A 13,481-nucleotide genomic window follows, 5' to 3' on the forward strand; every position below is an offset into this window, starting at 1 on the left:
GCAGGCAATAGAGCATGTTTTACCGCGAGGGTTCGGTAGAATCGCTGTTTTTGTCCTCACCGTTAAGGAAGGCTAATGGCTCAGCCCTACAGTGCGCGCAGTCGCGCCATCGAACCTTTTCATGTCATGGCGTTGCTGGCGCGAGCCAATGAGCTGCAAGCGGCAGGCCATGATGTCATCCATCTGGAAATCGGCGAACCGGATTTCACCACCGCCGAGCCGATCATCCAGGCCGGCCAGGCCGCGCTGGCCAATGGCAAGACCCGCTATACCGCAGCCCGCGGCCTGCCGGAACTGCGCCATGCCATCAGCGGTTTCTACCAGCAACGCTACGGCCTGAGCGTGGACCCCGAGCGCATCCTGATCACCCCGGGCGGCTCCGGCGCGTTGCTGTTGGCCAGCAGCCTGCTGGTGGACCCCGGTAAACACTGGCTGTTGGCCGACCCGGGTTACCCATGTAACCGCCACTTCCTGCGCCTGGTGGAAGGCGCGGCGCAGTTGGTGCCCGTGGGTCCGGACGTGCGTTATCAATTGACCGCCGACCTGGTGGCCAAGCACTGGAACCAGGACAGCGTGGGCGCGCTGGTCGCATCGCCGGCCAACCCCACCGGCACCATCCTGACGCGGGACGAACTGGCCGGGTTGTCGAGCGCCATCAAGGCGCGTAACGGCCATTTGGTGGTGGACGAGATCTACCACGGCCTCACTTACGGCACCGAGGCGGCCAGCGTGCTGGAAGTCGACGATGATGCGTTTGTCCTGAATAGTTTTTCAAAGTATTTCGGCATGACCGGCTGGCGCCTGGGTTGGCTGGTGGCACCGCCCGATGCGGTCGGTGAGTTGGAGAAGCTCGCGCAAAACCTCTACATCAGCGCTCCGAGCATGGCGCAGTACGCGGCGTTGGCCTGCTTCACCCCGCAAACCCTGAGCATCCTGGAAGCGCGTCGTGCCGAGTTCGGGCGCCGTCGCGACTTCCTGCTGCCGGCCCTGCGCGAGTTGGGCTTCGGTATTGCCGTCGAACCGGAAGGGGCGTTCTATTTGTACGCCGATATCAGCGCGTTCGGCGGTGATGCCTTCGCGTTTTGCCGTCATTTCCTTGAGACCGAACATGTGGCGTTCACCCCCGGGCTGGATTTCGGTCGTTATCAAGCCGGCCACCATGTGCGCTTTGCCTACACGCAAAACCTTGATCGGCTACAAGAGGCGGTAGAGCGCATCGCCCGTGGGCTGCGGAGCTGGCAGGGCTGATGCGCTTTCATCCTCCCCTCGAAGAGGCGCGGCTGATTCGCCGCTACAAGCGTTTTCTCACCGATATCGAAACCGTTACCGGCGAGTTGTTGACCATTCACTGCCCCAATACCGGCTCGATGCTCAATTGCATGGTCGAGGGCGGGCAGGTCTGGTTCAGTCGCTCCACTGACCCCAAGCGCAAGTTGCCCGGCACCTGGGAAATTGCCGAGACGCCTCAAGGCCGCCTCGCGTGCGTCAATACGGCGCGTGCCAATCAACTGGTTGAGGAGGCGTTGCATGCCGGGGTCATCACCGAACTCAACGGCTTTAGCGCGTTGAAGCGTGAAGTGCCTTACGGTCAGGAGAACAGCCGCATTGATTTTCGCCTGGATTACCCCGAGGGGGCGGCCTATGTCGAAGTCAAAAGTGTGACGCTGGGGTTCGATGGCACCTCGATTGCGGCGTTTCCGGACGCCGTGACCCAGCGCGGTGCCAAGCATCTACGCGAGCTGGCGCACCTGGCCCGGGATGGTGTGCGGGCGGTGCAGCTGTATTGCGTCAACCTGTCCGGGATCGAGGCCGTGCGCCCGGCCGTGGAAATCGACGCGGCCTATGCTGCCGCCCTGCGCGAGGCCAAGGCCGCGGGCGTGGAAGTGCTGGCGTATGGTGTGCGCGTCACGGCCGAGGAAATATACGTCGAACGCCGCTTGGACGTGCTGCTCGGCGACTAGAGTTCTACCCACAGGCCCTGTTCGTCTTCGCGGCCGGGCAGGGCAGTGAGGCTTTGACCCGCGCAGGGGCCGGCGATGCATTCGCCGCTCTCGATCAGGAACAACGCGCCGTGGGTGGCGCATTGGATCAGGCTGGCGCTGGCGTCGAGGAAGTGATCGGGTTGCCATTCCAGGGGGACGCCGCGATGGGGGCAGCGATTGCGATAGAAGTAGGCGATGCCATCCCGGCGCACGGCCAGCAGTTTGTGCCCGTCGATATCAAAACCACGGCTGCTGTTGGGGGCGAGGGTGTCGGAGGGGCAGAGAAACTTCATTCCAATCCTTAAGTGCCTTGACGTTCAAATGCAAACAATTATCAAATGCAGGCTTCGCCCGTTAGCTGACTGGGCGCTCAGTACGATGCCCGGCAAGGGGCATCTGTCACATCCATGAGTGTTTCAGCAGCCCCGCCCCTGGAAGGAAACCCTGTTATGCGCTTGAGTGCCAGCGCTATCGCGCTTGTTGTCGGACTGATGCTCAACCCTGGGGCGCACGCCTCGGAACTGCCGCAACGCTGGGTGAGTGCTGGCGGCGCGTTATCGGAGTGGGTGACGGCCCTGGGCGGTGAGTCGAAGTTGGTGGGCGTCGACACCACCAGCCAGCATCCGGCTTCGCTCAAGGCATTGCCGAGCGTCGGTTATCAGCGGCAGTTGTCGGCCGAGGGCATTCTCAGTCTGCGCCCGCAGGTCCTGGTGGGCACCGAGGAAATGGGGCCGCCGCCGGTGCTGGCGCAGATTCGCAACGCCGGGGTGCAGGTGGAAATGTTCTCGGCGCAGCCGGATTTGCCGACGTTGAAAGGCAACCTCGAACACCTGGGGAGGTTGTTGGGCAGTGAGGCCAAGGCCCATGCATTGTTTACCGCGTATGAACAGGCGCTTGACCGGCAGAAACGTTGGGTTGCCACAGCCCAGTCCGCACACAAGGCTCCGGGGGTGTTGATGCTGCTCGGCAATGCCGGCGGCAAACCGCTGATCGCTGGCAAAGACACGGCGGCTGACTGGATGCTACAGCAGGCGGGCGGGCGCAACCTGGCGACCCACAGCGGTTATAAGCCGTTTTCCATGGAGGCGTTGGCCGGGTTGAGCCCCGAGGTGCTGGTGTTTGCCGACCGTGCGCTGACCGGCGAGGCGGCGCGTGCGGCCTTGTTCAAGGAGAACCCGATCCTGGCGTCCACGCCGGCGGCTAAACAGGCACGGGTGTTTGAGGTGGACCCGACGCTGCTGGTCGGCGGGCTCGGGCCGCGTCTGCCGCAAAGCCTGGTGCAGTTGTCGGCCGGCTTCTATCCGTCCCAGGCCACGTCTGCCCCATGAGTACGCTGGTGAAACCCCGAACGCTGTTTATCGGCCTGACGCTGTTGTGTGTGCTGGCAATCTGGCTTTCATTGGCGCTGGGGCCGGTCAGCCTGCCATTGCTGGATACGCTCAGGGCGGCCTTGCGCCTGATGGGCGTGCCAATCGAGGCCAGTGGCCTGGAGCAGGCGGAGCTGATTCTCGGGCAGATCCGTTTGCCGCGGACCTTGCTGGGGCTGGCGGTGGGCGGTGTATTGGCCTTGTCGGGCGTAGCGATGCAGGGGTTGTTTCGCAACCCGCTGGCGGATCCGGGGTTGGTCGGGGTATCCAGCGGCGCGGCACTCGGTGCGGCCTTCGCCATTGTCGGTGGCTCGTTTCTGGGTGGGTTGCCGGAGGTGTTCGGCCCGTATCTGTTGTCGTTGTGCGCGTTTCTCGGTGGGTTGGGGGTGACGGCGCTGGTCTACCGGCTGGGGCGGCGCAACGGCCAGACCCATGTCGCGACCATGCTGCTCGCCGGCATCGCCCTCACGGCGCTCGCCAGTTCGGCGGTGGGCTTGTTTACCTACCTGGCCGATGACGCCACCCTGCGCACACTGACTTTCTGGAACCTGGGCAGCCTCAATGGCGCCAGCTATTCGCGCCTGTGGCCGTTGCTGCTGGTGAGCGCTGGCGTGGCGCTGTGGCTGCCGCGGCGGGCGAAGGCATTGAATGCACTGTTGCTCGGCGAATCCGAGGCCGCTCATCTCGGGGTCGATGTCGAGCGGCTCAAGCGCGAATTGGTGTTCTGCACCGCATTGGGCGTGGGCGCGGCGGTGGCGGCAGCGGGGATGATCGGCTTCGTCGGCCTGGTGGTGCCGCACCTGGTGCGATTGTTGGCCGGGCCGGATCATCGCGTGCTGTTACCCGCCTCGGTGCTGGCGGGGGCGAGCTTGCTGCTGTTGGCGGATCTGGTCGCGCGCCTGGCCTTGGCGCCGGCGGAGTTGCCGATCGGTATCGTCACCGCGTTGATTGGTGCGCCATTTTTTCTTTACCTGTTGTTGCGAGGGCGCGCCTGATGCTGCGAGTGGAAGGGCTGAGGATTCGTCGCGGTCGCAAAACCGTACTGGCGGATGTCACGTTGGACCTGTTGCCCGGCCAGGTGCTTGGCGTGCTGGGCCCGAATGGCGCGGGCAAGAGCACGTTGCTGGGCGCGTTGTGCGGGGAACTGCACCCGGATCAAGGCCAGGTGTGGCTGGATCAGCACGAACTGAAAGACTGGAGCGGGTCGCAACGCGCGCAACGCCTGGCCGTGTTGCCGCAGGCTTCAACCCTGGATTTCGCCTTTCGTGTCGAAGAGGTGGTTGGCATGGGCCGCTTGCCCCATCAGACCGGGCGCGTGCGGGATGACGAGATTATCGATGCCGCGTTGCAGGCCGCAGATGTTGGGCACTTGAGCGGTCGCAGTTACCTGGCCTTGTCGGGCGGCGAGCGGCAGCGCGTTCACCTGGCGCGGGTGCTGGCGCAGTTATGGCCCGGGCAGGCGGGGCAGACGTTGCTGCTGGATGAGCCGACCTCGATGCTTGACCCTTTGCATCAACACACGACCTTGCAGGCGATACGCCACTTTGCTGACCGTGGCGCAGCAGTACTGGTGATTCTGCATGACCTGAACCTGGCGGCGCGTTACTGCGACCGGATTCTGTTGCTCGACGCGGGCCGCCCCCATGCGCTGGATACCCCGGCACAGGTTCTGCGGCCTGAGCCGCTCAAAGCAGTCTTCGGGCTGGATGTGCTGGTGCAGCCGCATCCGGAGCGCGGGCATCCGTTGATCATTGCGCGCTGAGGCTTTTTACCGGCAAAAAAAGACCCGGCAAGAGCCGGGTCAAATAACCGTGATTAGCCTGATGAGGAGATAATCTGAGAGTCCGAACCAATGGTCTTTCAGTTATCGGCTGATCTCGCGACCAGTTGTGATAATCATAACGATTCTCATTTGAGAGTCAAGATTTGTTTTCACAGGCCCTTGTCCGGAATCTTTGTCAGCGGCGGGTGGGGTCGTCGATCTAATTCTTCTGGCGCGCCGAGATAGCATCCAATTGGCGGTTCAGCGCCTCCTTGCGTTCGGCTGGGATGTCGTTCCAATGCACATCCATCAATGCCCCTTCGATTGCATACAGCAAGACTTTCGAGGCACGGAAGCCACGCGTGCGAACGGCTCGATAAGCATCGACCGCGCCCAGGCGCCGCAGGTCTGACGCACTGTGGATGCCCGCCGCATGCAGCCATTGCGCCGAGGTCTTGCCAAGGTTTCTCAGGTGTTGCAGCTCATCGTTCATCGAGCCTCCTTGCGACGGCCGAATGGTGCGGTGGGTGTCGTGACCAGGCAAGCCTGAAAAGGAGTGTAGCGCTCAGTAGGAAAAGCGTAGTTCTTTGGTCAGGAATGGCGCAAAAGCTTATAAGGATGGCGTCGACGTTTTATTGCGGGCAGGCGCGAAGTCCCCGGTCCGTATTGCACGAGACCGGGGGCTTGGGAGGGCGTGTTACTTGGTGCGGTAGCGCAGGCGCGTGCCGAAATTGACCGACATGAGGATCTCGTCGGCCGTCAGTTCCGGCGGGAAGTAGGTGCCCGATATCTGCGCATGGGCCAGGCTCGCGCCTTCCAGTGAGCAGTCGCGCAAGTCCAGCCCGCGCAAATCGGCGGAGCGGAAATACGCATCGGTGAAATCCACGCCGCTGGCGTTCAGATCGCGCAGATCCAGCCCGCGGAAGTCGCCACCGCGCATGTCGATGGCGCCGTCTTTGGGGCGTTCCTGGTTGAAACCGCGGATATCGTCTTTATGCAGAAGCGAATAGAGCGGGGTATCAAGAAGCTTGGGCTGACTCATGATAGCGACACCTGTTGGATTTATGGCGCCATTATAGTGCCACTATTGCTTGGCCGCTCGTCTAAGGTGACGACGCGACCAAGAAGTTTTTCTTACAGACCAGGCATGCGCTGGCGAATTTGCTCGACCAGTGCATCGAGGGTTCCGCTTTGATTGGTCTCGACGCGCTTGCTCAGCAACAGCTCTTCGGCTGTCAGCGGTTCGCGTTGGGCTTGCTGCTCTTCAATGATCGTCAATGTAGCGTCAGACGGATCGTTCTTGTCTGCCTGACGTTGTGCCAGCCAACTGGCGATAACGGCCTGCGGCGCATTGCAGTCCAGGATCAGGAACGGCGCGCCCGTCGCTTCGGCGACTTTGGCGGCGGCATCGCGTTGTGCGCGTTTCAGGAAGGTCGCATCCAGTACCACCGGGAACCCGGCGCGCAGCACGGTCTCGGCGATCTCGTTCAGGCGGGCGTAGGTTTTCGCGCTGGCGTCGGCAGCATAGATGCCGGCCTGGGGCGTGTTTTCCACTTGTTGTTCACCAAACAGGCGCTTGCGCTCCACGTCCGAACGCAGGCGAACGGCGCCCAAGGCTTCCACCAGACGCATGGCCACGTGGCTTTTGCCTACAGCGGAAACGCCGTGGGTAATCGCCAGGAAGCGCGACGGAATAATGCTGTAGCTCTCCGCCAGGTTGGCGTAGTTGCGGTACTGGCGCAGGGTGGTGGCGCGCTGCACCGGGCTCGCTTCGCTGGGCATGCTGAACAGCGCGACTTTGGCCCTGACCAGTGCGCGGTAGGCTTTATAGAAGTTCAGCACTTCCAGGCCCTGGTAGTCGCCGGTCAGTTCGAGGTACTGGCTGATGAACCGGCGTGCCAGGGATTTGAGGCCGCGGTCTTCCAGGTCCATGGCCAGGAAGCCGGTGTCGGCGTACACGTCGGTGAAGCGAAACGGTTCGTTGAACTCGATGCAGTCGAAGATCACCACGTGGCCATCAATCAAGGTGGCATTGCCCAGGTGGATATCGCCGTGGCACTCGCGGGTGAAACCATCGTGCTTGCGCTGTGCCAGCAGCGGCTTGAGGCGTTCGAAGCTGCTTTCGGCCCAGGCTTGCAGGGCTTCGAGTTGCAGCAGGTCGGCTTTGTCGCTGAGGAACGGGCGGATCTGATCGAAGTTCTGGCGTACCGGTGCCATCACCTCGTCGGGGGTGCCGGCCGGGTGCTCTTGCGGCACTTTCGGTGCGGTGAGGTGGAAGTGCGCGATCTGTTTGGCCATCTCGTCGATGTGCGCGCTGGTCAGCTCACCGTTGGCTTGCAAGGTGCTGAGCAACTGGCTTTGCGGGAATTGACGCATTTTCAGCGCGTATTCGATGACCGGGCCGTCACCGCCCAATTGCGGCGCTTCGGCCGTGCCGGTGATCGGCAACACTTCAAGATACAAATCTTTGGTCAGGCGCTGGTTCAGGCGCAGCTCTTCGTTGCAGAAATGCCCGCGATCTTCCAGTTTGGTGAAGTCCAGGAAGCCGAAGTTCACCGGCTTCTTCAGTTTATAAGCGTAAGGGCCGGTCAGTATGACCCAGGAAATATGGGTCTCGATGACTTGGAACGCTTCAACCGGATGGGGGTATAAAGCCGGGTTCTGCAGGGCGGCAATCAGGGGCTGGCTCACGGGCGATCCTTCAAAGTCAGGGGAAATCATGGCGGGCATTATGGCTGCTGACGCCTGCTGTGCAAACCGCTGTTCGGCTCATGTTGATCATCGATAAAGTGCGTATAATCCGCCGCCATGACTCGAACCCGATCTCCCCGTTCCCGTAAAAAATCTCCTTCCCGCGGCCTGCGCCCGTGGCTGGGCTGGGCGCTCAAGCTCAGCCTGGTGGGTCTTGTGGTGCTCGCCGGCTTTGCGGTGTACCTCGATGCCGTGGTCCAGGAAAAATTCTCCGGCAAGCGCTGGACCATTCCGGCCAAGGTGTACGCCCGTCCGCTGGAGCTGTTCACCGGCCAGAAGCTGAGCAAGGATGACTTCCTCACCGAACTCGACGCCTTGGGCTACCGCCGCGAACCTGTGAGCAACGGCCCCGGCGCTGCGGCCGTCAGCGGCAATACCGTGGACTTGAACACCCGCGGCTTCCAGTTCTATGAAGGCCTGGAAAAACCCCAGCCGGTGCGCGTGCGCTTCTCCGGCGACTATGTGGCCGAGCTGTCGTCGCTGAATGGCTCGAAGCTGCCCGTGGTGCGCCTGGAACCGTTGATGATCGGCGGGATTTACCCGAAGAACCTGGAAGATCGCATCCTGATCAAGCTCGATCAGGTGCCGCCGTACTTGCTTGAAACCCTGGTTGCCGTGGAAGACCGCGATTTCTACAGCCACTGGGGCGTGTCGCCGAAGTCCATTGCCCGTGCGATCTGGGTCAACACCTCCGGCGGCAAAATGACCCAGGGCGGCAGTACGCTGACCCAGCAATTGGTGAAGAACTTCTACCTCACCAACGAGCGCAGCCTGACCCGTAAACTCACCGAAGCCATGATGGCGATGCTGCTGGAGCTGCATTACAGCAAGCAGGAAATCCTTGAGGCCTACCTCAACGAGGTGTTCGTCGGCCAGGACGGCCAGCGCGCGGTCCACGGTTTCGGGCTGGCCAGCCAGTTCTTCTTCGGCCAGCCGCTGTCCGAGCTGAAGTTGCATCAGGTCGCGTTGCTGGTGGGCATGGTCAAGGGGCCGTCCTACTACAACCCGCGGCGCAATCCTGAGCGCGCGCTTGAGCGGCGTAACCTGGTGCTCGACGTGCTGGAGCAGCAGGGCGTGGCCACGGCGGAACAGGTTGCCGCGGCGAAGAAAATGCCACTGGGCGTGACCACCCGCGGCAAGCTGGCGGACAGCTCCTTCCCGGGCTTTATCGACCTGGTCAAACGCCAGTTGCGTGAAGACTACCGCGACGAAGACTTGACCGAGGAAGGCCTGCGCATCTTCACCAGTTTCGACCCGATCCTGCAGATGAAAGCCGAAGCGTCGGTCAACGACACCTTCAAGCGTCTGGCGGGGCGTAAAGGCTCCGACGAAGTCGAAGCAGCCATGGTGGTGACCAACCCGGAAACCGGTGAAGTCCAGGCCATGATCGGCAGCCGCCAGGCCAGTTTCGCCGGCTTCAACCGTGCGCTGGACGCGGTGCGGCCGATCGGCTCGCTGGTCAAGCCGGCGGTGTACCTGACGGCGTTGGAAAAACCGAGCAAATACACCCTGACCAGCTGGCTGTCGGACGACCCGCTGTCGGTCAAAGGTGCTGACGGCCAGGTCTGGACCCCGCAGAACTTCGATCGTCGTTCTCACGGTACGGTGTTCCTGTACCAGGGGCTGGCGCATTCCTACAACATCTCGACCTCGCGCCTGGGGCTCGAAGTGGGCGTGCCGAACGTCCTCAAGACCCTCGCGCGCCTGGGCATCACCCGCGAATTCCCGGCCTTCCCATCGATGCTTCTGGGCGCCGGTGCCATGACGCCGATGGAAGTGGCGACCATGTACCAGACCCTCGCCAACGGTGGTTTCAACACGCCGATGCGCGGCATTCGCAGCGTGCTGACGGCCGAAGGCGAGCCGCTCAAGCGCTATCCGTTCCAGATTCAGCAGCGTTTCGACGCGGGCTCCATCTACCTGATCCAGAACGCCATGCAGCGTGTGATGCGCGAAGGTACCGGTAGCTCGGTGTACAAGGTCCTGCCTTCCAACCTGACACTGGCGGGCAAGACCGGTACCAGTAACGATTCGCGTGACAGTTGGTTCGCCGGCTTCGGTCAGGATGTGCTGGCCGTGGTCTGGCTGGGGCGTGATGACAACGGCAAGACGCCGTTCACCGGCGCGACCGGTGCGTTGCAGGTCTGGACCAGTTTCATGCGCAAGGCCGATCCGTTGCCGCTGAGCATGCCGCAGCCGGACAACATCGTGCAGGCCTGGATTGATCCGCACACCGGCCAGGGCTCCGATGCCAACTGTCCGGGCGCGGTGCAGATGCCGTATATTCGCGGCAGCGAACCACCTCCCGGTGCCGCGTGCGGTGGCAGTGCCCCTGCAAGCGCGGAATCGGTGATGGATTGGGTCAAGGGCTGGATGAATTAAGCAAAGAGGGTTTCAAGTGAACAAGTGGTGGATTCCAGCTATTACAGCTCTGGCTTTGCTCGGCGGTTGCTCCAGCGTTCAGCGCGGCTCCATTCCCGTGGTGGACTCGAGCACAACCGTCTCCAATAACGATCGGATCTCGGCCAATGGCGGTTTCCGTCAGACCGTGACCAAGCGTCCTGCCCAGGCCGCGACCCGCGCCGTACCGCAGGATTCGGGTGTGGTGGTGATGGTGCCGGGCGCCGGTGCCGCGACATCGGCGCCGATCAGCGCCGAGCCGTGGACGCCAGGGCCTAGCACGTCGGGGCCGATTGACTCCGCGCCGGTCCAGGCCGCGCCGATCAACCAGAACACCTACACCATGCCGTCGACGCCAAGCGGCATTCCGTCGTCCTCCAGCGCGGGCGGCCTGTCGGCTGATGAGCAACTGGACGGCCCGGTACTGGCCTTGCTCACCACTGCCCAGCAACAGCAGGCCGGTGGCGACTTGAACGGTGCATCGTCGAGCCTCGAGCGCGCCCAGCGCGTTGCGCCGCGTGAACCGCAGGTGCTGTATCGCCTGGCCCAGGTGCGGATGGCCCAGGGCGATGCGCCGCAAGCCGAACAGTTTGCCCGTCGTGGCCTGACCCTGGCCAGCGGCCGTCCTGACCTGCAGGCCAGCCTGTGGGCCTTGATCGGTGATGCGCGTGCTGCACAAGGCGACGCTGCTGGTGCCGCCCAGGCTCGGCAGAAAGCCAAGGTCAGCCTCTGATGGATGTGCGTTTTCCAGCGATTGCCGAACAGCTGTTGCTGATTGAGCGCGAATTGCGCCTGCAGGGCTGGTGGGACGAGGTGTCCCCCAGCGCCGAGGCGCTCAGCAGCGTCGAGCCCTTTTCGGTCGACACCCTGGACTTCCACCAGTGGCTGCAGTGGATCTTCCTGGTGCGAATGAAGCAGATCCTCGAACAGAACCTGCCGTTGCCAAATGCCTCCGGGATCATGGAGATGGCCGAGATGGTCTACACCGACCGGCCGCTGGAAAGCCAGGGTTTGCGCAATGCGCTGAAAAAGTTCGACCAATTGATCGTCGACGCTCGTTAATTGCCTGGCTGCCGGTTTTTCCGGCAGTCTTGCGCACATTTCTACCGCTTGACGACATTCAGGCGAGTTTTATCCCTCCTCAAAGCCCTTTCTTCTACGTTCTCATGCGCTTAGTTGGAAAAAAGCGCAATTATTGCTTGACTTGAAGGGCCTGAAACAGAAGAATCCAAAGTCCGCTGTATCGGGACTGCCAGAAGCAGGCCCGCTCAGCAGATCATGAGGCGCACATCCGCGCCGACCTGTTACACCCGCAACGCGTTACCTCGCGCTGGGTGGGAAGAGCCCGCAACACTTGGGACGATCCCAATACTTGCTCAGTCAGTGCTGACGTAGTCGGCGACCACCGTCGCTCATGCTCTGTTGAGAAGTAAACCTATTAAGACCCGTCGGTTTTTAACGGACGGTATTCTGGCGTTTTAGAGGTGAACAACGTGGAGCTTTTATCTGGCGGTGAGATGCTCGTCCGCTTTTTGCGTGACGAAGGCGTTGACTATATCTACGGGTACCCTGGTGGTGCTCTGCTGCACGTCTATGACGCACTGTTCAAGGAACCGGCTGTTACCCACATCCTGGTTCGCCACGAACAGGCTGCAACCCATATGGCTGACGGTTATGCCCGTGCCACCGGTAAAGCCGGCGTGGTACTGGTAACGTCCGGTCCAGGCGCAACCAATGCCATTACCGGCATCGCGACTGCTTATATGGACTCCATCCCGATGGTGATCATTTCCGGCCAGGTCGCTAGCACCATGGTCGGTACCGATGCATTCCAGGAAACCGACATGATCGGTATCTCCCGGCCGATCGTGAAACACAGTTTCATGATCAAGCATGCCTCGGAAATCCCGGAAATCATGAAAAAGGCGTTCTACCTCGCACAGTCCGGTCGCCCGGGCCCTGTAGTGGTCGATATCCCGAAAGACATGACCAACCCGGCCGAGAAATTCGAATACGTCTTCCCGAAGAAAGCCAAGCTGCGTTCCTACAGCCCGGCCGTTCGTGGGCACTCGGGGCAGATCCGCAAGGCGGCAGAAATGCTCCTGGCGGCCAAGCGCCCGGTGCTGTACTCGGGCGGCGGCGTGATTCTGGGCGGCGGTTCCGCACCGTTGACCGAACTGGCCAAGCTGCTCAACCTGCCGGTGACCAACACCCTGATGGGCCTCGGCGCATTCCCGGGTACGGACCGTCAGTTCGTCGGCATGCTCGGCATGCACGGCAGCTACACCGCCAACCTGACCATGCACCACGCCGACGTGATCCTGGCCGTGGGCGCGCGGTTCGATGATCGGGTGATCAACGGCGCGAGCAAGTTCTGCCCGAATGCCAAGATCATCCATATCGACATCGACCCGGCGTCCATCTCCAAGACCATCAAGGCCGACGTGCCGATCGTAGGTCCGGTGGAAAGCGTGTTGACCGAAATGGTCGCTGCGCTGAAGGAAATCGGCGAGACGCCGAACAAAGAAGCTGTCGCCAGCTGGTGGAAGCAGATCGACGAATGGCGCGGTGACCGCGGTCTGTTCCCTTATGACAAGGGCGACGGCAGCATCATCAAGCCACAAACCGTGATCGAGACTCTGTGCGAAGTGACCAAGGGCGATGCCTTTGTGACCTCCGACGTGGGCCAGCACCAGATGTTCGCTGCGCAGTACTACAAGTTCGACAAGCCTAACCGCTGGATCAACTCCGGTGGCCTGGGCACGATGGGCTTTGGTTTCCCTGCGGCCATGGGTGTCAAACTGAGCTTCCCGGACAGCGACGTTGCATGCGTCACCGGCGAAGGCAGCATCCAGATGAACATCCAGGAACTGTCGACGTGCCTGCAGTACGGCCTTCCGGTGAAGATCGTGTGCCTGAACAACGGCGTGTTGGGCATGGTTCGTCAATGGCAGGACATGAGCTACGGTAGTCGTCACTCCCATTCCTACATGGAATCGCTGCCCGACTTCGTCAAATTGGTCGAGGCTTACGGCCACGTCGGTATTCGCATCAACGATCTGAAAGATCTGAAGCCGAAGATGGAAGAAGCGTTCGCCATGAAGGACCGCCTGGTGTTCATCGATATTCAGGTGGATACCAGCGAGCACGTCTACCCGATGCAGATCAAAGACGGCTCTATGCGTGACATGTGGCTGAACAAGACGGAGCGTACCTAAT

The 13,481-nt window shown here is 61.8% G+C and carries 13 protein-coding genes; 9 read left to right on the forward strand and 4 right to left on the reverse strand.

The genetic code is table 11. The features are described 5' to 3' along the window. The first annotated feature begins 75 nt into the window (after positions 1–75). Both C5F70_RS29295 and sfsA read left to right on the forward strand, forming a co-directional pair. Positions 76–1,248 (forward strand): pyridoxal phosphate-dependent aminotransferase, encoded by a 1,173-nt coding sequence (locus C5F70_RS29295; RefSeq protein ID WP_046487535.1) that lies wholly within the window; start codon positions 76–78, stop codon positions 1,246–1,248. Continuing rightward, the gene (sfsA, locus tag C5F70_RS29300) at positions 1,248–1,961 is read left to right on the forward strand and encodes a DNA/RNA nuclease SfsA (RefSeq protein WP_017847441.1); all 714 of its coding nucleotides are present in this window, start codon (positions 1,248–1,250) and stop codon (positions 1,959–1,961) included. Before C5F70_RS29295 ends, sfsA begins: the two co-directional genes overlap by 1 nt. Here sfsA and C5F70_RS29305 read toward each other — a convergent pair. Continuing rightward, positions 1,958–2,275 carry a Rieske 2Fe-2S domain-containing protein gene (locus C5F70_RS29305; protein WP_046382054.1) on the reverse strand — a complete coding sequence of 106 codons (318 nt, stop codon included), beginning with the start codon at positions 2,273–2,275 and terminating at the stop codon, positions 1,958–1,960. The genes sfsA and C5F70_RS29305 overlap by 4 nt on opposite strands. A gap of 156 nt (positions 2,276–2,431) precedes the next feature. Here C5F70_RS29305 and C5F70_RS29310 point away from each other — a divergent pair, with 156 nt between their 5' ends. From C5F70_RS29310 to C5F70_RS29320, 3 genes are read left to right on the forward strand one after another with little or no spacing between them, the layout of a single operon-like run. Further along, on the forward strand, positions 2,432–3,310 hold the full coding sequence (locus tag C5F70_RS29310) for a hemin ABC transporter substrate-binding protein (RefSeq protein ID WP_104904445.1): 879 nt from the start codon (positions 2,432–2,434) through the stop codon (positions 3,308–3,310). A gap of 50 nt (positions 3,311–3,360) precedes the next feature. Further along, on the forward strand, positions 3,361–4,344 hold the full coding sequence (locus C5F70_RS29315; protein WP_164887008.1) for an iron ABC transporter permease: 984 nt from the start codon (positions 3,361–3,363) through the stop codon (positions 4,342–4,344). Next, positions 4,344–5,111 (forward strand): heme ABC transporter ATP-binding protein, encoded by a 768-nt coding sequence (locus C5F70_RS29320; RefSeq protein ID WP_104904446.1) that lies wholly within the window; start codon positions 4,344–4,346, stop codon positions 5,109–5,111. Before C5F70_RS29315 ends, C5F70_RS29320 begins: the two co-directional genes overlap by 1 nt. A gap of 220 nt (positions 5,112–5,331) precedes the next feature. On the opposite strand, the gene C5F70_RS29325 is transcribed toward C5F70_RS29320, so the two are convergent. The 3 genes from C5F70_RS29325 to C5F70_RS29335 form a co-directional block, all read right to left on the reverse strand. Continuing rightward, a complete protein-coding gene (locus C5F70_RS29325) occupies positions 5,332–5,604 on the reverse strand; it encodes a TfoX/Sxy family protein (protein ID WP_017847446.1) in 273 nt (90 codons plus the stop codon). Between the two features lie 204 nt (positions 5,605–5,808). Then, positions 5,809–6,153, reverse strand: a complete 345-nt coding sequence (locus tag C5F70_RS29330) for a pentapeptide repeat-containing protein (protein WP_104904447.1) — start codon at positions 6,151–6,153, stop codon at positions 5,809–5,811. Positions 6,154–6,245: 92 nt separating this feature from the next. Next, the gene (locus C5F70_RS29335; protein ID WP_017847448.1) at positions 6,246–7,802 is read right to left on the reverse strand and encodes a bifunctional aminoglycoside phosphotransferase/ATP-binding protein; all 1,557 of its coding nucleotides are present in this window, start codon (positions 7,800–7,802) and stop codon (positions 6,246–6,248) included. Positions 7,803–7,919: 117 nt separating this feature from the next. On the opposite strand from C5F70_RS29335, the gene mrcB reads away from it, so the two are divergent. From mrcB to C5F70_RS29355, 4 genes are all read left to right on the forward strand, one after another. Beyond that, the gene (gene mrcB, locus C5F70_RS29340; protein ID WP_104904448.1) at positions 7,920–10,244 is read left to right on the forward strand and encodes a penicillin-binding protein 1B; all 2,325 of its coding nucleotides are present in this window, start codon (positions 7,920–7,922) and stop codon (positions 10,242–10,244) included. Positions 10,245–10,260: 16 nt separating this feature from the next. Next, entirely contained in the window at positions 10,261–10,995 is a 735-nt protein-coding gene (locus C5F70_RS29345) for a M48 family metallopeptidase (protein WP_104904449.1), read from the forward strand. Then, positions 10,995–11,324 (forward strand): YqcC family protein, encoded by a 330-nt coding sequence (locus tag C5F70_RS29350; protein WP_017847451.1) that lies wholly within the window; start codon positions 10,995–10,997, stop codon positions 11,322–11,324. The genes C5F70_RS29345 and C5F70_RS29350 overlap by 1 nt, the downstream gene beginning before the upstream one ends. A 431-nt stretch (positions 11,325–11,755) precedes the next feature. Further along, the gene (locus tag C5F70_RS29355) at positions 11,756–13,480 is read left to right on the forward strand and encodes an acetolactate synthase 3 large subunit (protein ID WP_026140092.1); all 1,725 of its coding nucleotides are present in this window, start codon (positions 11,756–11,758) and stop codon (positions 13,478–13,480) included. Position 13,481: the final 1 nt, after the last annotated feature.

It is taken from the genome of Pseudomonas sp. LH1G9, assembly GCF_002949975.1.
GTDB lineage: Bacteria > Pseudomonadota > Gammaproteobacteria > Pseudomonadales > Pseudomonadaceae > Aquipseudomonas > Aquipseudomonas veronii.

Coding starts and splice junctions, on each gene's coding strand:
- C5F70_RS29295 (WP_046487535.1), top strand. CDS start 76: ATGGCTCAGCCCTACAGTGCGCGCAGTCGCGCCATCGAACCTTTTCAT.
- sfsA (WP_017847441.1), top strand. CDS start 1,248: ATGCGCTTTCATCCTCCCCTCGAAGAGGCGCGGCTGATTCGCCGCTAC.
- C5F70_RS29305 (WP_046382054.1), bottom strand. CDS start 2,275: ATGAAGTTTCTCTGCCCCTCCGACACCCTCGCCCCCAACAGCAGCCGT.
- C5F70_RS29310 (WP_104904445.1), top strand. CDS start 2,432: ATGCGCTTGAGTGCCAGCGCTATCGCGCTTGTTGTCGGACTGATGCTC.
- C5F70_RS29320 (WP_104904446.1), top strand. CDS start 4,344: ATGCTGCGAGTGGAAGGGCTGAGGATTCGTCGCGGTCGCAAAACCGTA.
- C5F70_RS29325 (WP_017847446.1), bottom strand. CDS start 5,604: ATGAACGATGAGCTGCAACACCTGAGAAACCTTGGCAAGACCTCGGCG.
- C5F70_RS29330 (WP_104904447.1), bottom strand. CDS start 6,153: ATGAGTCAGCCCAAGCTTCTTGATACCCCGCTCTATTCGCTTCTGCAT.
- mrcB (WP_104904448.1), top strand. CDS start 7,920: ATGACTCGAACCCGATCTCCCCGTTCCCGTAAAAAATCTCCTTCCCGC.
- C5F70_RS29350 (WP_017847451.1), top strand. CDS start 10,995: ATGGATGTGCGTTTTCCAGCGATTGCCGAACAGCTGTTGCTGATTGAG.